The organism is Klebsiella sp. KE9456 (genome assembly GCF_043832615.1).
GTDB lineage: Bacteria > Pseudomonadota > Gammaproteobacteria > Enterobacterales > Enterobacteriaceae > Klebsiella > Klebsiella indica.
This window is the reverse complement of the sequence record NZ_JBDYQK010000007.1, coordinates 186,368-206,839: the sequence shown is the minus strand read 5'-3', so window position 1 is coordinate 206,839 and position 20,472 is coordinate 186,368. Positions and strand designations below refer to the sequence as shown.

Here is a 20,472-nt window from a genome sequence, read left to right as displayed (position 1 = left end):
AGTAAAGATGGAGACGCTCGCTGCTATCAGCCGCTGGCTGAGCAAACAGCATGTCGTGACCTGGTGCGTTGCCCGCGATGGTGAGCTGTGGTGCGCTAATGCTTTTTACGTTTATGACCCGGAGGCGGTTGCGTTCTATCTGCTCAGCGATGAAAAAACGCGCCATGGTCAAATGACCGGGGAACGCGCTAAGGTTGCCGGGACGATCAATGGCCAGCCGAAAAGCGTGGCGCTGATCCGTGGCGTACAGTTTAAAGGCGAAATTCGCCGCTTAGCCGGAGAAGAGGAAGCAGCGATGCGCAAACGCTACGTTCGCCGCTTCCCGGTTGCCCGTATGCTCTCGGCATCCGTCTGGGAAATTCGCCCCGACGAGCTTAAGTTCACAGATAACACGCTGGGTTTTGGCAAAAAACTGCACTGGCTGCGTGAATCAGGCGCCGAGCAGGCGTAAGGCTTCGCGGTTGAACGCCGGAAGATCGTCCGGCGTCCTGCTGGTCACCAGTTGCTCGTTGTCGATAACCACTTCCTGGTCATAGAATTCGCCGCCTGCGTTTTTAACATCGACAATAATGGGCTTTACCGCCGTGAGTTTACGTCCGCGGATCGCATCGGCGCTAATTAACAACTGCGGGCCGTGACAGATGGCAAATACCGGTTTACCGCTACTGATAAAGTCGCGAGTAAAAGTGACGAAACGCTCATCTCCCCGCAGAGAATCGGGTGAATAGCCACCCGGAAGCAGTAAGGCGTCGAAGTCGGCAGGATTGACGTCATCAATGGCTTTATCAATAACGATTTCGGCTGTCCCTTTTTTGCCTTTTACCTTTTTCCCCGCCTGTTTTTCAATCGTCACCACGTTGTGTCCGGCCAGACGGTAGGCGTCAGCAGGGGAAGTGAATTCTGAATCTTCAAAGTCGTCGGTAATTAAAACGGCTATCTTCTTACTCATTCTTCCTCCCGTGTTTTGGTATGGAATGAGGCATTACTTTGCTGATGATGGATAATTACCTCGTCGAGTATCAAGTCTGGAACATGATGCCGGAAGCGCAAGGTAGAAAATTCTGTAAAGGAGCGTTGATGAGTCAGGTATTGTTAACAGGCGCCACCGGGTTAGTTGGTGGTCACTTACTTCGAATGCTGATTAATGAGCCGGGAATTAAATCCATTACGGCTCCTACCCGTCGGCCTCTGGCCGATATCTCCGGCGTATTTAATCCGCACGATCCGCAACTGACAGATGCTCTGGCACAGGTGATTGAGCCGGTAGATATCGTGTTTTGCTGTCTGGGAACCACCCGGCGGCAAGCGGGAAGCAAAGAGGCGTTCGTGCACGCCGATTATACGCTGGTCGTCGATACCGCCCTGACGGGAAAAAGACTGGGTGCCCGGCATATGCTGGTAGTGAGTGCGATGGGGGCGGATCCCCGTTCCCCCTTTTTCTATCATCGTGTGAAAGGCGAGATGGAACAGGCGCTTATTGCGCAGCAATGGCCACGTTTGACGATCGCGCGTCCATCTATGCTGACAGGGAAACGGGAGCAACGGCGTATGAGCGAAATACTCTTTGGGCCGTTTTTCCGCCTGCTGCCGGGGCGCTGGAAAGCTATTGATGCGCGGGATGTGGCAAGTGCGTTGCTGGCGGAAGCACTATCACCGATGCATCAGGGAGTACATATTCTCAGCTCGTCGCAGCTACGCGAAAAGGCGGGGCGGCTGGCGGATTAACAATTTCCAAAATTTCCCCGAAGGCGTACTATTCATGTGCTCAATTTAACATGACACTCTCCGGGGAATGCTATGGCTGGTCAGTCTTCATCTCAGGTGGCATCACCATTTCAATGGTGGAAGCCCGCACTCTTTTTTCTCGTGGTTATCATCGGCCTGTGGTTTGTCAAATGGCAGCCTTATTATGGCAAAGCGTTTACCGCCGCTGAGACGCACGGTATCGGCAAATCTATTCTTGCCGATAGTGATACTCATCCTTTGCAGGCAGCATGGGACTATGCGCTGGTCTACTTTCTGGCGGTCTGGAAAGCGGCGGTATTAGGCGTGCTGCTCGGATCGCTCATTCAGGTTTTGATCCCGCGCGACTGGCTGCTGCGTACGCTGGGGGAATCGCGTTTTCGCGGTACGCTGCTTGGTACTATTTTCTCATTGCCAGGCATGATGTGTACCTGCTGCGCCGCGCCGGTGGCGGTGGGGATGCGTAAGCAACAGGTATCGATGGGCGGCGCGCTGGCATTCTGGATGGGGAATCCGTTGCTGAATCCGGCAACCCTGGTATTTATGGGCTTTGTGCTGGGCTGGCAGTTCGCGTTGATTCGTCTGCTTGCCGGGCTGGTAACCGTTCTGCTGGTCGCCACGCTGGTGCAGAAATGGGTGAAGGACGCGGCTGTGCAGTCTACGGCGATCCCTGAATTTACCCCGGAGACGACAGGGGACGGTTTCTTGCGCCGCTGGCTGCGTGTGCTGTGGACGCTGTTCTGGAATACCATCCCGGTTTATATCCTGGCCGTGCTGGTGTTGGGGGCTGCGCGTGTCTGGCTATTCCCGCATGCCGATGGCATCGTGGCGAATACGCTGTTCTGGGTGATTGCTATGGCCATTGCGGGCTGTCTGTTCGTGATTCCGACAGCGGCGGAGATCCCGATTGTTCAGACCATGATGCTGGCGGGGATGGGCATAGGACCGGCGTTGGCGCTGTTGATTACGCTTCCGGCGGTCAGTGTACCGTCACTGGTTATGATGCGAAAAGCGTTTCCAGCGAAAGCGCTGTGGCTGACTGGCGCGCTGGTTGCGCTGTGCGGCGCGGTGGTTGGTGGGCTGGCGTTAATCTGATTACCTCCTGCAAACGGCGCAGTGCGTCTGTTGGGGGCGAGACATTCAGAGGAACTGAATGTCTCGCCTGGCCGACGAAGCGCCGCCGCAGAAAGTTATTTACTTGATATAGGTAAAGGCGGTCGTCACGCGAGACACGCCGCTGACCCGACTGGCGATATCCGCCGCCGCGCGTCCTTCACGTTCGGTTACCAGCCCCATCAGGAACACCTCACCGTTTTCGGTTGTCACCTTCACATTGGATGATTTCACCAAATCGGAAGCCAACAGTTGGGAACGGACTTTCGTGGTAATCCAGGTATCAGAAGAGGCGGTACCTAAGCTGATTGGCTGACCCTGACGCACTTCGTTATACACCTCCGCCGCTCCCTCTACGCCCAAAGCGATTTGCTTCGCGCGCGCGGAAAGCGCTGACGTTGGGGACTGCCCGGTCAGCAGAACTTTCCCCTGATAAGCGGTAACATTGATACGGGCCTGTTTCTTAATCTGTTCGTCTTTCGACAGGGCGTTGTTGACGCGCAGCTCCAGCGTGCCGTCATCAACCTGGGTTCCCACGGTACGCGGATCTGTCGCGGCTTTTGTGCCGACAGCTGCCGCGCCGACTACCGCTGCGGCGACGCATCCCTGAAGCAGTAGCGCAGACAGCAGAATGGCGAGGGGCGAGAGAGCCTTCATGTGTTCTCCTTAGTCGTCCTGGTGTGGAAAAAGCGTGTTATCGATTAAATCACACAAACAATTGACGGTGAGCATGTGCATCTCCTGAATTCGCGCGCTGCGATGCGAAGGAATGCGGATTTCAACATCCTGCTGGCCTAAAAGGCCTGCCAGTTCACCGCCGTCATAACCGGTTAACGCCACGATAGTCATATCACGGGTGACCGCCGCTTCCACGGCTTTCACGATATCCCGGCTGTTGCCGCGCGTAGAAATCGCCAGCAGCACATCGCCTGCGTGTCCTAATGCACGCACCTGCTTGGCGTAAATTTCGTCGTGCAGGCGATCGTTGGCAATTGCGGTTAAGACCACATTATCGGTATTTAGTGCAATGGCGGGTAAACCAGGACGCTCGGTTTCAAAACGATTAATCATGCTGGCAGCAAAATGCTGTGCGTTGGCGGCAGAAGTGCCATTACCACAACAGAGGATTTTGTTGCCATTCAACAGCGATTGCACGATCGTCATCGCGGCACGGGAGATGGCGTCAGGGAGCGCTTCTGCTGCTGCAATTTGGGTTTGGATGCTTTCAGTGAAGCAGGCTTTAATTCTGTCGAGCACGGGATCCCTTAATTCATTTATACCCGTCATACTTCAAGTTGCTTGTGCGTTGGCTACGCTCGTTCGCCCGGATCACGTACTTGAGTAAGCTCATCGGGACTTTCTCGCTTGCCGCGTTACCCGGCCAGCGCCAGCGCTGTTCAAAGCACAAGTGCCTTGTCCTGCAACTCGAATTATTTTGGGGATACGCTATTCGCCAAAGGCGTTTTTTAGCCATTGTATGTCGTCTCCGGTGAAGGCTACCACATCGAAACGGCAATCCACAGTCTCAAAACTCCCATTATGTCGGGAAAGCCACCCACGAGCGGCTTTGAGCAGTCTTTGTTGCTTTTGTTGCGTGACGCTGGAGGCGGCATCGCCGTAGTTTGCGCTGCGACGATAGCGCACTTCCACAAATACAGTGACGCTCCCGTCGCGCATGATGAGGTCAATTTCACCGCCATGCTCGTGGACGTTAGCGGCGATAAAACGCAGACTCTGACTCTCCAGCCAGCGGCGAGCCTGGATTTCCCGGGCATTACCGGTCTGCTTACTTAGTTGGCTGCGACGATTTGCCCGCCCTGGTATTTGAGCCATGACAGTTTCCTGTTGATCACGCACTCAGGCGTGGCCGTAAGATCGCCGGTATTACCATGGAGCTCAAAACCTGGAACCTGACGCATTTGCGAGAAATGGTTGGCCAGCGACCAGGCATCGGCGCCCATAGCATACAGCCGCGCCAGCGAATAGTCGTTATGTACGGCGGCCAGCGCCTGCTGTTGCAGCGGCGGGTTACTGCCTGCCAGCATCGGGATCTCGCTGTATTGCAGGCCTTCCATCTCCAGACGGAAATCCGGCCCTAAGGTTCCCTGGGCACTACGGGAACTGGCGTACAGCGTCACGCCGTTCTGGCTGCCGTTACGCAGGGCGATCATTGGCTTGATGTATCCGATTTGTTCCGGCGTCGCCAGGATATAGGCAGCGTCGACGCTGCCTGTGCTGCTGACAGGCACATCGTCTGGGCCTGGCTGCGCGCTATCCTGCGCTGATGGCAGGGTGGAGACCGGGGTACCGCTTAACGAGATACCGCTGTTGACGCTAGCGCGCAGCTCGGCGGTTGAGCCCAGACGCTGTTGCAGTACGGTACCGCCACCCAGCTTGAGCCACTCGTTGGCAAAGGCGTTAACCACGCGATCGCCAAGCGCGCCGCGTGGGACCAGGAGCAGCGGCGTCTGTTTGCCCTGATCGTGAATGTGATGCGCCGCATCGCGGGCTTCATCTTCCGGGGAGAGGGCGAAATAGCAGAGATTGGCGCGGCTTTCGACTTTTTCCGGCTGATTGAGCGCCAGCACGTTCAGCGAGGTATTGCTCTTGATGACCTCTTCGACGTTATTTTTCAATAGCGGCCCCACCACGATCGTTGCGCCGTCCTGCTGCACCTGAGCCAGCAGCTGACTCATGGGCTGGGTTGTGGTGTCGTAAATTTTCAGTTCAGCGGAAGGGTTGGCCGGGGCTGCGGCCAGCGCCTGAGTCTGTGGAACCGCGGCCGACGGGGTGGTGGTTTCCACGTCAGTGCTGGTGGTTTCTGGCGTTGCAGCCTGCACTGTTGTTGGCGCGGTCACTGGCGCGGATGTTTGCGCCGTGGCCGGGGCATTGTTGGCGGCGGTGAGATCGGTGACTTCCGCCTGCGACGGACTTACCACTGCGCTATCAGTCACATTCGTCGCCTGGGCGACCTGGACGGGGACAGCGCTTCCCGCGACGGCAGGCACGCCGTTTTTCGCCGCTTCAAAGCCCTGCTGGATAGTCCGGCCAAAAATCGCCGCCTGACCGTTGAGCGGCAGCAGCAGCGCGATTTTATTGGTCGATGCGGCCTGGTAATTTTCCATATGAACCAGTGCTGTCGGTAGCATTTTCGCGCCCGGGTTCTGCGGGTAACGGATCTGCCAGTCTTTAATGCCCGCTTTGAGCATTGTTGGATCGTTACGGTGGTCAAACCATACATGCTGCAGATCCAGCCAGCCCTGCAGAACGTTCTCGTCGGCGTTGATCACCAGCGCGTTGGCCTGTTCCTGAGTCATGGCGGTGAGCGCCTTCCAGGTCTCGTCGATATTTTTCTGTTTTTGTTGGACCTGGCCCAGCAACGGCTGTTGGGCAATCAAAGCCCGCAGCAGATTCAGCGATGGCTTCCCCTGGCTGGCGTCAATTTGCGCCTGCCAGTAGCGCGGCTGCTGATTTTGCTCAAGGCTCGCAGGGGAGAGTTTATTCAGCAGCGCCTGCGCGCCCTGGAAATCGTTCTGCGCCAGCTTCACTTCAACTGCCAGCAGCGATTGTTCGCGGCTTTGGATCGTGTTGAGGCTGGAAGGTAATTGATTGAAGAGGTCTATAGCCTGCGCCTTCTTCCCTTCCTGAAGCAGTGCACGAATGGCGAGTAATTGCCAGTTGGTCTTGCTATCATTCGAGCTTTGCTGCATCTGTTCCAGGTAGTAACTGGAGTCTGCCTGTGTCGTACCCTGCAAATACGCCGTGCTTTGGTCCGGGGTATGGGTGCCGCAGCCGGCAAAGATCAGAGCGGCCAGCAATACGGGCAGACAACGCACGGGTTTAGAACGAAGAAATGTTGACGGTACCATATGTGTCCAGTGATATTTTTTTGGCTCAATGCTCAATATTAATTCGGCAATACGGACGAAACAATGAAACAACACGAATCAGCGGATAATTCTCAGGGGCAACTCTATATTGTGCCCACTCCGATAGGAAATCTGTCTGATATCACGCAACGTGCGCTGGAAGTGTTGCAATCCGTTGATTTAGTTGCAGCGGAAGACACTCGCCATACCGGTATGCTGTTGCAGCATTTTGCGATTAACGCCCGTTTATTTGCGCTTCATGACCATAATGAGCAGCAAAAGGCTGAAACGCTGGTAGCAAAGTTAAAAGAAGGGCAAAACATCGCGCTGGTTTCCGATGCCGGAACGCCGCTGATTAACGATCCCGGTTATCATCTGGTACGTACCTGTCGGGAGGCCAATATTCGCGTGGTGCCGCTGCCGGGCCCCTGCGCGGCCATCGCGGCGTTGAGTGCGGCGGGGCTGCCCTCGGATCGTTTCTGCTACGAAGGTTTTTTGCCCGCAAAGTCAAAAGGGCGCCGCGATACGCTGAAGGCGCTGGAAGAAGAGCCGCGCACAATTATCTTTTATGAGTCAACCCACCGCCTTCTGGAGAGTCTGGAAGATATCTGCACGGTGCTGGGCGAATCCCGCTACGTGGTGCTGGCGCGTGAGCTGACGAAAACCTGGGAATCTATCTACGGCGCACCGATTGGCGAGCTGCTGGCATGGGTAAAAGAGGATGAAAACCGTCGCAAAGGCGAGATGGTGCTGATCGTCGAAGGTTTTAAAGCGCAGGAAGAGGCGTTGCCAGCGGTGGCTTTGCGCACGCTGGCGCTGCTGCAGGCTGAATTACCGCTGAAAAAAGCTGCGGCGCTGGCTGCGGAGATTCATGGCGTGAAGAAAAATGCGCTGTATAAGTATGCGCTGGAGCAGCAGGGGGAGTAATCTCATGAGTCATTACCAGCCGCCGTTTAGCATTACTCCTGCCATTCTCAATCTGGTTGTTGAGATTGGTGAGCTGTTAGGGCACTGGTCAGCTCAAACGGGACGAGCCTCCCCCCTTCTGCGAAAAGAGAATCGTATTCGTACGATTCAGGCGTCGCTGGCGATAGAGCATAACAGCCTGAGTACCGATCAGGTCACTGCGCTAGTGGAGGGTAAACGTGTTCTTGCGCCAGCAAAAGATATTCAGGAAGTGAGAAACGCTCTTCTGGCATATGAAAAAATGCCTACATGGAAAAGCCACCGGTTAACCGATCTTTTGACTGCCCACCGGACGCTGATGATAGGGCTGGTTGATAACCCTGGCCAGCTGCGTGACGGAGATGTAGGGATCTTCCGGGATACCAGACTGGTTCATATGGCTCCCCCCGCCTCTCAGGTCGAGCGTTTGATAAACGAGTTGCTGCTATGGCTGAAAGTCACTGACATTCATCCGCTTATCGCTGGAGCTGTCTTCCACTACGAATTTGAGTTTATCCATCCATTTGCCGATGGTAATGGCCGAATGGGACGCCTGTGGCAAACCTTAATTCTTAGCCAATGGCGCGCGGAGCTTGCCTGGCTACCAGTTGAAACGTTGATGCATTATCAGCAGGAGCGCTATTACCAGGTTTTAGGGATGTGTGATAGCCAGAGTGACAGCACGCCGTTTATTGAATTTATGCTGGAAAATATGGTTATCGCGTTGAAAGATGGCATGGGACAAACAGCTTCTCTGTCGGAAGAAGTGTCGGAAGAAATGTCGGAAGAAAAAGTGGAAATGCTGGCGGCCGTTGAGGAACGGATCCTCAAGCTTTTGTCTAAAGAACCCACGCGCACCGCGAAAGACATGGCTCAGGAAATAAATGTTTCTGCCAGAACCGTTGAGCGGTATCTGAAGACGCTGCAGCAAAAGGGAAGATTACAGCGGACCGGCGCAAAAAAAAGGGGAGCCTGGCGCATTCTTTAGCGGGTTATCAGCGTACAAAACGTGAAGGTCAATAGGGCAGATGTCACCGCATCTGCCTTATTTTCTATACGATGTGTAACTCAATCCCGGTACTTTTTAATGCCTTCCGATGTTCTTCATTTATTTCGCTGTCGGTAATCACGCAGTTTATTTTCTCCATCGGTAGAACCTGATTGAACCCGCGGCGATTGAATTTGCTGGCGTCCAGCACGGCAATTACCTTATGTGCCGCGGCGGCCATGACGCCGCTGATGGAGTAACCTTCGTTGAAGGTGGTGATGCCGTTGGTGGTATCGATGCCGTCAGCGCCGACGAACATCAGATCGGCGCTGATGCCCTGAAGAGAACGTTCGGCGATGGTGCCGTGCATGGAGTGTGTTTTGTGGCGTACGGTGCCGCCGCAGACCACCAGGGTGATATCTTTGTTTTCGGATAGCGTAAACGCCGCGGGCAGGCTATTAGTAATCACCGTAATATTGGTCATACGTACCAGAGCCTCGGCAATCAGTAGGGTAGTGCTGCCGCTATCCAGGATCACCGTCATGCCTTCGCTAATCATCGCCGCCGCGGCCTGGGCTATCCGTTTTTTCGGATCGCTGGCCAACTGATAACGATCTTCAAGTACCACTTCCAGATTATCTCCTTCGGTCAAATTGCTACCGGGCCTTGCGGCACCGCCGTGAAAGCGGGTGAGTAACCCTTTTTCTTCCAGCAAACGGAGATCGGCCCGGATCGTCACTTCGGAGATGCCAAAGAGATTCGAAAGGTCCAGCACCAATACGCTACCCTGCGCATTGACCATTTCGACAATTTTGTTCCTTCGCTCGAATGAGTTCATATTAATTTGCCTGATAATTAACTGATCTTAGTGTAATCGAAGGGTAATGAAAGTTGAACGATAATTTTCGAAAGGTTATGTGAGCCAGCTCTGATTGCTGGCTCAGTTGGTCAGGAGAGTTTAAGCAGGATTTTCCCCTGCATCGGCGCACCGTTGAGCGCCTGGACTTCGCGGGCAAAGCTTTCGGCATCGCCGATGTGGGTGATAAGCGGGGCAAGCTGAATGCGTTTTTCCGTCAGCAGGCGAACCGCCGTTTGCCACTCTTTTCCCGGCCACGGGCCAGAGTAGTTCATCCAGCTGCCGACAATAGTCAGCTCTTTTCGAAGAATCTGGCCAAAGGTGGCGAAAGGCAGCGTTAAGTCATGGTGCAAGGTACCCACCAGCGCCAGCTGCGCGCGCGGTCCGGCGACCTCAATGCCCAGCGCCACGGTTTGCGGTGTACCGGCGGTTTCCAGCACCAGCTGGTCGAACTGAATCTCTTCCAGTGCCGTTTGAATCTGTTTGCCGCTCATCTCCTTGCTGTTAAAGACGTGCGTTGCGCCGAGCGTTTTTGCCAGCGCCAGCTTCTGCGGGTTGATATCGATTGCCGTAATGCTTTTGGCGCCCAGTTCGCGGGCGCACTGCAACGCCAGCAAACCAATTGTGCCTGCGCCAATAATAATGACGTTTTTCCCTTCGCAGCCCTGAGCCAGATGGAAGGCGTGCAGGCCGACGGTCATCGGTTCAATAAACGCGCCGTCATCAATCGGCATCTGGTCCGGCAGACGGAACAGGTTGGCGCGTTTGACCACCACGTACTGCGCATTTCCGCCTTCGCTGCGCGAACCGACAAACTGGTACTGTTTGCAGAGAGAGAAGTATTCGCGCTGGCACTGGGGGCAGTTAAAGCAGGGGAGCAGAGGCACGCAGGCTACCGCGTCGCCCGGCTGCAGGTCGGTCACCGCTGAGCCGTAAGATTCAACATAGCCGCTGAACTCATGACCCAGGGTGATGGGATAGTAGTGGGCGCCTTTGGCGAAGATGCGCGGAATATCGGAACCGCACAATCCGGAGCTGACGACTTTGACCAGGACATCGTTTTCCGTTTGTAGAGTCGGTATCGGGCGTTCTTCAACGCGCACTGTCCCCTCAGCATGGATAACCACTGATTGCATAATATTCTCCAGAAATGTCCGGGGGAGCGGATGCTCCCCCTTGAGATTAAGAAACGCTCGGGCTTTGCTGCGCGACGGCGGCTTTCTCTGCGGCGGCGAAGCTGCGCGCCCGGCGCCACGTCAGCAGCACGCCGGCAACATAGATGACGCCGATAACCGCAAAACCCACCACGTTTTGCCAGGTGAAGAGCTGAATGAGCAGCCAGGTAATCGGCGAACCGCCCTGGTCCATTGAGGCCACTAGGCCACCCGCCTTCAGGGCCCCGGCGTTAGCCGCCAGCTGGGTATGCAGGCCGATGGTCTGCGTCGCAATCCATAGCGTTATCCCCATCAGGATGATCCCGGAAATCAGCGTGCGGAACAGGTTCCCCTGGTGTACCGCCACCGCCATGGCGACGAAGAATCCAATGGTCGCGAGATCGCCGAACGGCAGGACCTGGTTACCCGGAACCACAACCGCGATCAGAATAGTTAGCGGAATAAAGATCAGGCTGGCCGATACGACCGAGGTATGACCAAGCAGTAGCGCCGGATCGAGACCAATCAGGAAATCCTGGCCGCCAAACTTCGCCTGCAGACGTTTACGCGCCTGTTTGGCAATCGGGTTCAGGCCATCCATGATAGGTTTGATGACGCGCGGCATCAGCAGCATTACGGCCGCGGTTTTCACCGCCAGCTGGAGGATGCCCTTCAGGTCGTAGCCCGCCAGCGTGCCGATGACCAGACCCATTACAAAACCGACGGTGACCGGTTCGCCAAACGGACCGAAGCGTTTCTGGATGTCGTCAGCGCTGAAGTGGATGCGGTTCAGGCCGGGAATTTTTTCGATAATCGTATCGACCAGCACCGCTATCGGCCCTAAATACGCCGAGCTACCGTGCGGAATAGCAATACCATCGAGGCCGAAAAAGTCGCGGGTATCCTTCGCAAACCAGTCGCCGAGCTTGTAGACGAAAGCCGCATGCACCACTACGCCAAGAATCCCAATCCAGTATGAACCGGTCGCGATATGCAGCATTGCGCCGGTAAAGGTCATATGCCAGATGTTCCAGATGTCGACGTTCACGACGCGAGTCATTCGGGTGACCAGCATGAAGATGTTGACCGCGATGGCGATGGGAATCGCCACCAGCGCGATTTGCGATGCCCAGGTCATCGGCGACGACCCCGGCCAGCCAATATCAATCACGTGCAGGTTAATCTGGAAATGCTCCGCCATCGCTTTCGCCGCCGGGCCGATAGAGTCGAGCATCAGGCCGATGACCAGGCCGATACCGACGAAACCAATCCCGATGTGCAGGCCTGATTTAAAACAGTCCCCGAGCTTCATCCCCAGTATTTTGGAGAAGATGATGATCACGATCGGCAGCATCACCGTTGGACCAAGGTCGAGGATATAACGCATGATTTCGCTAAACATGGGCGTTACTCCGTCAGGATGTTCAGGATTTTTTGCTGCAGTTCTTCAATGCCTACGCCAGAAATGAAAGGCATACCGTGAACCACCGGAATGTCGCCAAAGGTTCTGTCAACCCGGGCGGTGGTGCAGATGAGGTGCGCGCCGTCCATATAGGTTTCGATTTCATTCACCCGGCACTGCACCAGGTCCAGCTCGATGCTGTGGTCCGCGCACAGATCTTTGATCTCTTCTGCGGCCATGGTCGAGGTGGCGACAGCGCCGCCATAGGCGACGATTACTTTACGTTTCATAGGGTACCCCTTTTATTATCAGTCTGTTATAAAGCCTGAGCGCTGGGCTCTGACTCAAGGATAGAGTGCCGAAACAGCTCGGGCAGCTGCTCCTGTGAGGCAGCCAGCAATGCTTCAAGCGTGTTCGAGTTCTGTAGCTCACTAAATAACCGGCGCAGCAGCTGTAGCTGTGCAGTCGGATTTTCTACAATCAGCGCGATGATTAACGAAACGTCGATTTCGCCGTCGTCGTCAGCACGCTGAAAAGGGACCGGGTTGTCCGGGCGAATCAGGTAGATAGCCGGAGACTTCGCATGTACCGCCTCGCAGTGGGGAATCGCGACCGCGTGCTGCTCCAGCGCAATGCCGGTGGGGAAAGTTGCTTCTCGTTCGAGCAGCGCCAGTGGATAGCTGTCGTGCACAACGCCGCGCGCCAGCATCTCTTCGCCAATGTGCTCCAGCGCCTGCCGGCTGGAACTAAAATGAATGCCGGTACGAACAAACAATTGACTCATAAATCCTCTTTACTTCAGGCGATTTCGGATGAACAGCCGTAACGGTAGGCACGCAGCACATCCTGAATTTTGTCGAGGATGAGGTCGTGCGGCACGGCGGCGAGTTCGTTTAACGACAGTCGTTCAAACTGCACGGGCATATACTGGCTGATAAGGCCCAGCGGCAGCTTAGTTTCGGTCAGGTTTGCAATTAACTTTTCCACGCTCTGGCGAATACGCGGATGCGGCCAGTAGTAGCGAATGCGATCGGACAGGCTGAAGTGGATATCCACCATTGCCTGGCTCCAGGTCGGGCGGTAGTACTTCTTCCAGTAGCCCGGCTCGTTAAGCATTACTTCATCAATCACTTCCATCACGCGGCTGCGGGATTCCGGAGCGACCAGCTCATTTTCCATTTGCGCGAGGGCAAAAATGGCTTCGCGCAGCGCGAAGGTTAGCGCCGGGCCAACTTTCAGGATGGCGTAATGGTCGCGCACCAGCGCCCGGTAGGCCTGACGAGACTGGTAATCAGTCGAGTGCGCTTCGTAGACCATCGGCGTGCCTTCGATCCACGCGGAGAGCGCTTTGGCGGCCTCCGGCTGGTAATGAATAATTTGCGTATGGTCGAACTCAACGCCGGGCTGCACCACGATAGCAATGACGCGTTCCAGCGCTGCGTTAAGACCCAGCTTGCGGAAGGCGGCTTCATGGGTTTCCAGCGTTGCCGCCGCATCCTGGGCGCGGGTCACGTGGACGCTGCCGATGGTGCTGGCTTCGCCGCCGGGAACCGGAACTTCGGTGCCGATGACGTAGGTCAGATGGCGTTTCTGCGCGTCGGTTGCCGTCTCTTCCGCGGCCTGGCACAGGCGAGCGGCACGTTCGGCGACGACGGCCGGGTCCAGCGGTATCGGATCGTCAGCGCAGGACATTGAGGCATCGAGATGGATTTTGCTGAAGCCCGCGGCGACGTAGGCTTTAATCAGATCGACCGATTTTTCCATCGCTTCGGCGGCGGGTTCGCCCTGCCAGCAGTTCGGCCCGAGATGGTCGCCGCCAAGGATGATGCGCTCTGACGGAAAACCGACTTCGCGGGCAATTTTATTCACGAAATCACGGAAGTCCGCAGGCTGCATTCCGGTGTAGCCGCCAAACTGGTTAACCTGATTAGAGGTTGCTTCGATAAGAACCTTGTTGTTGGTATGCAGATCGAAACGTAGCGCGGCTTCGATAACCAGCGGGTGCGCGGAACAAACTGAGCAGATGCCGATGTGTTCGCCAGCTTTGTGGCGGGAAATAATATCTTTCATTTAAAACCTCCGTTTTCTTTCGAATATATTCGTTATGTTTTGTTTTGCCCGCAAACTCCTTTGTTTTGATTTGTGATCAATCTCGAAAAAAAGAAAGATAAAACGTAATGTTACGAAAGTTAAAGATAAAAAAACGCTCTGGCGATGACGGCAGAGCGTTTTTAATCTATTGAAAATTAACTAAATATTCGTGAAAGCCAGCTCCGTTTAGGCTTTTCTGCTGGCTGAACGACCTGCTGCGGTTGAGCGGCAATTTCGCCTAATCCGGCATTAAAGGCCGTACCGATAGCCTCCAGCGCCTGATGGGCATCTTCCCCGCTGGCCATAAAATGCAGCCGATGTCCCTGTTTTGCGCCGAGAGACACCACCCGCATCAGATTTTTGGCGTCAACAATAGCGGAACGGGTGTCGAGATTTTCCACCCGAATTTGCGATCGCCACTGCTTCACCGCTTTCACCAGTACAGCGCTTGGCCGCGCGTGCAGTCCGTGGGGATTGCGCAGGGTAAAAGTCGCCTCTTCATCGAACGCCGGGGGTGGTTCCATCTCTTCCCCTTCGGCCGGGAAGATATTGCCGGCCAGAATCTCCAGCACCGCCTGCGGACTCTCAGCGCGCGATAGCGCTGCAGGTACGCGTTCGTCGCTCAGGGCGTGGGTAAGCTGGCGAAGAATATCAAGGTGTTCGTTGTCCTGCGCGGCGATCCCCACAATCAGATAAGCCGCTTGTTCTTCTCCCCAATCCACCCCCTGCGGGCAGGCCAGTACTTTGACACCGGTTTTCAGTACCGCATCGCGGCTCTGCGGCGTGCCGTGAGGAATGGCAATACCGTTGCCAAGGTACGTGCTGATTTGCCCTTCGCGGTCTCGCATGCCGTTCAGATAAGCGGGCGTGGTATGCCCGGCTTCGGTTAATCTGCCAACGACGCGTTGCAGCGCTTCATCTTTTGTTTTGATCGCGCGATCGAAATGGATATCTGCGCAAGTCAGTTGCATAAATAGCTCCTTATTTAATGGCACCGGCAAGCGTCGCTGCTTCCTGGGTCCGTTTTTGCCATAGCCTCCAGCATCCCAGCATGACCGCGCCACAGGCGGAACCGGCGAGAATACACAGCACCCACATTAGCGGTTTACTTACCAGCGGCAGGATCAGGAAGCCGCCGTGCGGAGCAGGAACCTGGATTTGCAGGCTATAGCTGAGAACCGCAGAGATGGAAGAGGCGATCATCATCATGGGGATGACGCGTAAAGGATCTTTCGCGGCGAACGGAATAGCGCCTTCAGTAATATGGGTGCAGCCGAGGATATAGTTGACCATCCCGGCGGCGCGCTCTTCTTCACTGAAGCCTTTCGGGAAGAAGGTTGTCGCCAGCGCGATAACCAGCGGCGGCGTAATGCAGGCGGCGGAAACCCCGGCCATAAAGAAGTAGTTCCCCTGGCCAAGCAGCAACGTACCGGTGACGTAGGCGGCTTTATTCACCGGACCGCCGAAGTCGAAGGAGCACATCGCGCCTACCACAATACCCAGCAGAATCGGGTTTGCTTCCTGTAATGAACTCAGCCAGTTCATCATCGCGTTGTTGATGGCGGCGACAGGTTGACCCAGCAGCACCATCATCACGCCTATTACCAGCACGCCAACGAGCGGCATAATGAAGATCGATTTCAGCCCTTCATACTGACGCGGCAGGCCGTTGAGCATATTGCGGATCAGCAACATAAAATAACCGGCGGCGAAACCAGCGATAATCCCGCCGAGAAAGCCTGCGCCGGTCGCGTTGGCCAGTAAGCCGCCGACGAAGCCCGCAACCATACCGGGGCGGCCGGAAATAGACCAGGCGATATAAGCGGTAAAAATCGGCACCATGATTGAGAAGGCCTGCTGGCCTACTTTCATCAGCGTCGCGGCAATAACGTTATACTGCGGCGAGTTCGGATCGGCTGAGTAGATACCCCACAGGAAGGAGATGGCAATTAAAATCCCCCCGGCAACCACAAACGGCAGCATGTTGGACACGCCGCTCATCAGGTGCTTATAAACTTGGCGTCCGAAAGACTCTTGCGCGTATTTCTCCTGTGACTCCGGCGAGGAAGAAATACCCTGACGGCGCGATGCCTGGCCGCCGATCACTTTATTAATTAAATCGACCGGATGATGAATGGCTTCTTTAACCGGAACCTCAATGACCGGCAGACCATTAAATCGCTCGGCGTTAACGTCTTTATCGGCGGCAATAATTACACCATAAATATCTTCTAAATCCGCGGGGGTAATGGCATTTTCAACGCCGGAAGCTCCGTTGGTTTCCACTTTAATGTCGACATTTAATTTCTTCGCTGCGGTTTTTAAGGCTTCTTCAGCCATAAAAGTATGTGCAATACCCGTAGGGCAGCCGGTAACTGCAATAATTTTTTTCATAATCGGACCTTTATAATTGAACGACCTGAATTTGCTGTAATAATTCTTCTGTGCGTTGTAAATTTCCTAATCCGGCGGAACCGGCGACGTCGGCGCCGGTCGCGCTGGCTAGTGCCAGGGCGTGAGCGACATCTTCTTCGTTAAGCCATTTACTGAGAAAGGCGCCCAGCGCGGCGTCGCCGGCGCAGGCGGAGCTGACCAGTTCAATTTTCGGTGCGGAGCAAAACCACACGCTTGCGCCATCGGAAAAGTAGAGGCCCTCCGCGCCCATCGTCAGCAGCACGTTGCGAGCGCCCAACTGATGCAGGGTACGCATAGCTTCGCGTACCTGCTGATGGTTGCTGACGTCGAGACCAAATATTTCGCGCAGCTCGTCATCGTTGGGTTTGATCAACAATGGCCGTAATTCCAGCAGCTGGCGCAGAACCGGATGGCTGATATCGAGGATAACCTCGCAGCCTTTCTGCTGACATAATTCAATGATCTCGCTATAGAACCGGCTTTCAATTCCCGGCGGCAGGCTGCCGCTGATTGCTAAATAATCCCCGGAGGTGACGCATTGCAGATGATGAATAACCTGCTGTTTACACTCGTCATCAATTTTTGCGCCGGGGTTAACGAGCTTATATTCCTCTGCACCGTCATTTATAAAAATATTAATTCGGGTTGGCTCAGATACCCATGTCGGCGTCACTTTAATTTTTTTCTGACGTAACTCTTCCACGATATAACGGCCAGTGAAACCACCGAAAATACCCATAATGTGAGTGGGTTGCTGATAGTGATTTAATATCAGCGAAACGTTCACTCCTTTGCCATTCGGGCAATATTCGGTGTGCCGGGTTCGGTTCACTGTCGACGGCTTCAGCGGATCGCAAAAGATATTCATATCGATTGCCGTATTGAGTGTCAGGGTATGGATCACGACATTGCTCCTTCGATCCGAAAATTACAGTTGTCCTTCACATCCACAAACGTGAATGACTTTGCGTACGATATCCTTCATCGCCGCTTTGGCCGGTTTCATGTAATGACGCGGATCGTTAGCGTCCGGATTTTCCTCGAAGTACTGCTTCAGGGCATCGGAGAACGCGATTTTCAGCTCGGTAGCGACGTTGACTTTGCACACGCCCAGAGAGATTGCCCGGCGGATATCGCTATCGGCCAGCCCGGATGCGCCATGAAGAACCAGAGGGACGTCAACGCGATCGCGAATAGCGGCGAGGCGCTCAAAATCGAGTTTGGGTTCTGCGGCGTACATGCCGTGCGCCGTACCGATAGCCACCGCCAGCGAGTCGATGCCGGTGCGGGTGACAAATTCGCGCGCCTGTTCCGGGTTGGTATACAGCGCATCTTTTGCATCGACCACCAAATCATCCTCCACGCCGCCCAGACGGCCGAGTTCGGCTTCAACGCTGGCATCATAGCGATGGCTCAGTTCAACCACGCTCTTAACTAACGCGACGTTTTCTTCAAAAGGCGAGTGTGAACCGTCGGTCATGACCGAGCGGATACCGGCCTGCACTTTATGCGTGATATCGGTCAGATCTTCATGGTGATCGAGGTGGACCGCTAAAGGAAGATCCCAGTGTTTAGCCAGATCGCGAGCGATCGCCACCACGTTCCCGGTTCCTGCATAGCTATAAGTTCCCGGGGTGCCGGCAAGGATCAGCGGAGAACGCAGTTCGGCGGCGGTTTCTACCACCACCTGCATCGTTTCCAGGTTGTGGATATTAAAGGCGGGAACGGCATAGCCGTGGCGCTGAGCTTTCAACAGCATGTTTTTACTAGAAATAATGTACATTCGTTCTCCTTTATTTTTATATTGTAAGTGATTTAGTGTTTTAAATCTTCATTTTGAAAGTAATGTAGCGATCGTCTCGATGTATTGTTGTGATCAATCGCACACAACAGTGATGTTGTTTTAAAAATGAAAGTTATATGGTCTTGTTTGTTTTCTTTTTTAAAAGTATATTAAACGACGATGTTTTATTTAACTTACTGAATTAAATGGTTTTAAATCGATGTGAAACAGGTGTGGAAGGCCTTGCGTTTGACAATGCAGCGGGGAAATTTAAAAATGAAAGTTATTCTGGGAGAAAATAAGAAGGCACAACACTGTGGCAAAACCGTCTACAAGTCTGCTGAAAAGGCGCCTGGACATCGCGGAGATCGTGCGCAAGAACGGAGAGATCAAAGTCGACGACCTGGCTGAAATGCTGGCTGTTTCAGGGGTAACGATCCGTAATGACCTGAACTACCTTGAACAGCAGGGCTACCTGAAGCGCTCGTTTGGCGGCGCAATCTATACTTCTCAGGCCGGCGCTCCGGTCGCTCTGGCTCAGGAAGCCCCGGTTGCCACGGACAAAGCGCTGGAGACCGAAATGGCGCGCCAGATCGCCGCACAGATCGAAGATAGCGAAACGCTGTTCCTGGGGCAGGGATCAATCTTACGCAAAGTGATCCCATTCCTTGCCGGTTATGACGAGCTCTGTCTGCTATTAAATGACCTGGCGCATGTGCCGCTGGCGCAGGAGTTCCTGAATGGCGAAACCGTGCTGCTCGGCGGGGTGTTGGGGAGTAGCGGCAAAATAGTCGAAGGCGATCTGGCGCTGAGCGCGCTGGGTCATTATCGTCCCTCACGAGCGCTGATCGCTGTCGATCACATTGCTGAAGATGGCACCTTAAGCGTCAGACAGGAAGCCAGCGCCCGCCTGCTGAGCGAAGCGGTGGAGCAAAGTGAGAGGGCGATTGCGGTCGTCGCGCATCGTCCGGTCTATGGCGACAAGCGCTACCCGATTGGCGATTTGCACCAAATTAGCGGCATCGTGACGCCGCAGATTGTCGCCGCGGAGTATCACACCCGCCTTCTCGCCGCCGGCCTGACTAACAGCTATACCAATAACGAGTGCCTGACATGGCTCAACCCTGCTTTGCAAAAGGCAAAGTAAAGGAGCGATGATGAATGTGACCATTTGCACCATCGGCGAACTACTGGTGGAGTTTCTGGCAAAAGAAGAGAACCAGGGCTTTTCGCGCCCGGGAGAGTTTTGGGGGCCATATCCCAGCGGCGCGCCGGCAATTTTCGCCGATCAGGTGGCAAAGCTGGGGTTAGGGTCGGTGCTTTTTAGCTGCGTTGGCAACGATGCGTTTGGTGAAATGAATATCGCGCGGCTGGAAAGCGACGGCGTGAATATTAATGGCATCGCCATACTGCAAAAGGCGACCACCGGCAGCGCTTTTGTGAGCTACCGCAGCCAGGCGCAGCGTGATTTTATTTTTAACATGCCAAACAGCGCCTGCGGCCTGCTAACCGCTGACCATATTGACGACACTCTGCTTAGCCAGTGCAACCATTTTCACATTATGGGCTCTTCGCTGTTTTCGTTTCGCATGATCGACGCGATGCGTAAAGCGATTGAAAATATCAAAGCGCGCAACGGCACGGTTTCGTTCGATCCGAATATCCGTAAAGAGATGCTGAATATCCCTGAAATGTCGCAGGCCTTTGAGTATATCCTTGATTACACCGATATCTTTTTGCCCAGCGATGGCGAACTGGATTACTTTGGCCTCAACCCGGGGCGCGATGAACAGGTGCTGGTGGATAAGCTTTTAAAGCGCGGCGTTAAGCACGTGGTGATTAAACGCGGCCCGCGCGGAGCGAGCTATTTCAGTGCCCGGGAAACGCATCATGTTGCCGGTTTTCATGTCCCGGTCGTGGACCCAACGGGAGCTGGCGACTGCTTCGGTGCGACCTTTGTCAGCCTGTTCCTGTCCGGCGCATCGCCGCATGAGGCACTGAGATGGGCCAACGCCAGCGGTTCTCTGGCGATTTCCCGCCGTGGCCCGATGGAGGGAACGTCCATGAAGGCGCAGATAGAGGCCTTTCTTAACGCGCATCAATAGCAGAGGTA

General features: G+C 54.8%; 22 protein-coding genes. 7 read left to right on the top strand and 15 right to left on the bottom strand.

Annotation, left to right across the window (positions count from 1 at the left end; genetic code table 11):
- Positions 1 to 7 precede the first annotated feature (7 nt).
- Positions 8 to 451, top strand: coding sequence for a YhbP family protein (locus ABK821_RS09520; RefSeq protein ID WP_138362419.1), 444 nt, complete (start codon positions 8 to 10; stop codon positions 449 to 451).
- Here ABK821_RS09520 and ABK821_RS09515 read toward each other — a convergent pair.
- A complete protein-coding gene (locus tag ABK821_RS09515; RefSeq protein WP_138362420.1) occupies positions 431 to 949 on the bottom strand; it encodes a type 1 glutamine amidotransferase domain-containing protein in 519 nt (172 codons plus the stop codon). The genes ABK821_RS09520 and ABK821_RS09515 overlap by 21 nt on opposite strands.
- Before the next feature lie 128 nt (positions 950 to 1,077).
- Between ABK821_RS09515 and ABK821_RS09510 the strand changes: the two genes are divergently transcribed.
- Together ABK821_RS09510 and ABK821_RS09505 are read left to right on the top strand one after the other, a co-directional pair.
- A complete protein-coding gene (locus ABK821_RS09510; protein ID WP_343177948.1) occupies positions 1,078 to 1,725 on the top strand; it encodes an NAD(P)H-binding protein in 648 nt (215 codons plus the stop codon).
- A 72-nt stretch (positions 1,726 to 1,797) separates the two neighbouring features.
- Complete coding sequence (locus tag ABK821_RS09505; RefSeq protein ID WP_343177949.1) at positions 1,798 to 2,838, top strand: permease; 1,041 nt, start codon at positions 1,798 to 1,800, stop codon at positions 2,836 to 2,838.
- 99 nt (positions 2,839 to 2,937) lie between these two features.
- On the opposite strand, the gene dolP is transcribed toward ABK821_RS09505, so the two are convergent.
- From dolP to ABK821_RS09485, 4 genes are all read right to left on the bottom strand, one after another.
- A complete protein-coding gene (gene dolP / locus ABK821_RS09500; protein WP_138362423.1) occupies positions 2,938 to 3,513 on the bottom strand; it encodes a division/outer membrane stress-associated lipid-binding lipoprotein in 576 nt (191 codons plus the stop codon).
- Between the two features lie 9 nt (positions 3,514 to 3,522).
- Complete coding sequence (gene diaA, locus ABK821_RS09495; RefSeq protein WP_138362424.1) at positions 3,523 to 4,113, bottom strand: DnaA initiator-associating protein DiaA; 591 nt, start codon at positions 4,111 to 4,113, stop codon at positions 3,523 to 3,525.
- A gap of 189 nt (positions 4,114 to 4,302) precedes the next feature.
- Positions 4,303 to 4,689, bottom strand: a complete 387-nt coding sequence (locus ABK821_RS09490; RefSeq protein ID WP_308560529.1) for a YraN family protein — start codon at positions 4,687 to 4,689, stop codon at positions 4,303 to 4,305.
- Positions 4,647 to 6,725, bottom strand: a complete 2,079-nt coding sequence (locus ABK821_RS09485; RefSeq protein WP_343177951.1) for a penicillin-binding protein activator — start codon at positions 6,723 to 6,725, stop codon at positions 4,647 to 4,649. Before ABK821_RS09485 ends, ABK821_RS09490 begins: the two co-directional genes overlap by 43 nt.
- A 63-nt stretch (positions 6,726 to 6,788) precedes the next feature.
- Between ABK821_RS09485 and rsmI the strand changes: the two genes are divergently transcribed.
- On the top strand, positions 6,789 to 7,652 hold the full coding sequence (gene rsmI / locus ABK821_RS09480; RefSeq protein ID WP_343177952.1) for a 16S rRNA (cytidine(1402)-2'-O)-methyltransferase: 864 nt from the start codon (positions 6,789 to 6,791) through the stop codon (positions 7,650 to 7,652).
- 4 nt (positions 7,653 to 7,656) lie between these two features.
- Positions 7,657 to 8,658: a Fic family protein gene (locus tag ABK821_RS09475; protein ID WP_343177953.1), complete on the top strand. Its 1,002-nt coding sequence runs from the start codon at positions 7,657 to 7,659 to the stop codon at positions 8,656 to 8,658.
- Between the two features lie 64 nt (positions 8,659 to 8,722).
- Here ABK821_RS09475 and ABK821_RS09470 read toward each other — a convergent pair whose 3' ends face one another.
- From ABK821_RS09470 to ABK821_RS09425, 10 genes are all read right to left on the bottom strand, one after another.
- Positions 8,723 to 9,496 (bottom strand): DeoR/GlpR family DNA-binding transcription regulator, encoded by a 774-nt coding sequence (locus tag ABK821_RS09470; RefSeq protein ID WP_014226962.1) that lies wholly within the window; start codon positions 9,494 to 9,496, stop codon positions 8,723 to 8,725.
- Between the two features lie 110 nt (positions 9,497 to 9,606).
- A complete protein-coding gene (gatD, locus tag ABK821_RS09465; RefSeq protein WP_014226961.1) occupies positions 9,607 to 10,650 on the bottom strand; it encodes a galactitol-1-phosphate 5-dehydrogenase in 1,044 nt (347 codons plus the stop codon).
- 46 nt (positions 10,651 to 10,696) lie between these two features.
- Positions 10,697 to 12,070, bottom strand: coding sequence for a PTS galactitol transporter subunit IIC (locus ABK821_RS09460; protein WP_343177954.1), 1,374 nt, complete (start codon positions 12,068 to 12,070; stop codon positions 10,697 to 10,699).
- A 5-nt stretch (positions 12,071 to 12,075) separates the two neighbouring features.
- Complete coding sequence (gatB, locus tag ABK821_RS09455) at positions 12,076 to 12,360, bottom strand: PTS galactitol transporter subunit IIB (RefSeq protein WP_343177955.1); 285 nt, start codon at positions 12,358 to 12,360, stop codon at positions 12,076 to 12,078.
- A 26-nt stretch (positions 12,361 to 12,386) separates the two neighbouring features.
- A complete protein-coding gene (gene gatA, locus ABK821_RS09450) occupies positions 12,387 to 12,854 on the bottom strand; it encodes a PTS galactitol transporter subunit IIA (protein WP_343177956.1) in 468 nt (155 codons plus the stop codon).
- A 14-nt stretch (positions 12,855 to 12,868) separates the two neighbouring features.
- Complete coding sequence (gene gatZ / locus ABK821_RS09445) at positions 12,869 to 14,140, bottom strand: tagatose-bisphosphate aldolase subunit GatZ (protein WP_343177957.1); 1,272 nt, start codon at positions 14,138 to 14,140, stop codon at positions 12,869 to 12,871.
- Positions 14,141 to 14,316: 176 nt separating this feature from the next.
- Entirely contained in the window at positions 14,317 to 15,132 is an 816-nt protein-coding gene (locus ABK821_RS09440) for an HPr family phosphocarrier protein (protein ID WP_343177958.1), read from the bottom strand.
- Between the two features lie 10 nt (positions 15,133 to 15,142).
- Positions 15,143 to 16,555: a PTS fructose transporter subunit IIBC gene (locus tag ABK821_RS09435; protein ID WP_343177959.1), complete on the bottom strand. Its 1,413-nt coding sequence runs from the start codon at positions 16,553 to 16,555 to the stop codon at positions 15,143 to 15,145.
- Between the two features lie 10 nt (positions 16,556 to 16,565).
- Positions 16,566 to 17,480 carry a 1-phosphofructokinase gene (gene pfkB / locus ABK821_RS09430; RefSeq protein ID WP_343177960.1) on the bottom strand — a complete coding sequence of 305 codons (915 nt, stop codon included), beginning with the start codon at positions 17,478 to 17,480 and terminating at the stop codon, positions 16,566 to 16,568.
- A gap of 24 nt (positions 17,481 to 17,504) precedes the next feature.
- Entirely contained in the window at positions 17,505 to 18,359 is an 855-nt protein-coding gene (locus tag ABK821_RS09425; RefSeq protein ID WP_343177961.1) for a tagatose bisphosphate family class II aldolase, read from the bottom strand.
- A 352-nt stretch (positions 18,360 to 18,711) separates the two neighbouring features.
- Between ABK821_RS09425 and ABK821_RS09420 the strand changes: the two genes are divergently transcribed.
- Positions 18,712 to 19,506: a DeoR/GlpR family DNA-binding transcription regulator gene (locus ABK821_RS09420; protein ID WP_343178047.1), complete on the top strand. Its 795-nt coding sequence runs from the start codon at positions 18,712 to 18,714 to the stop codon at positions 19,504 to 19,506.
- Between the two features lie 10 nt (positions 19,507 to 19,516).
- A complete protein-coding gene (locus ABK821_RS09415; protein WP_343177962.1) occupies positions 19,517 to 20,464 on the top strand; it encodes a sugar kinase in 948 nt (315 codons plus the stop codon).
- Positions 20,465 to 20,472: the final 8 nt, after the last annotated feature.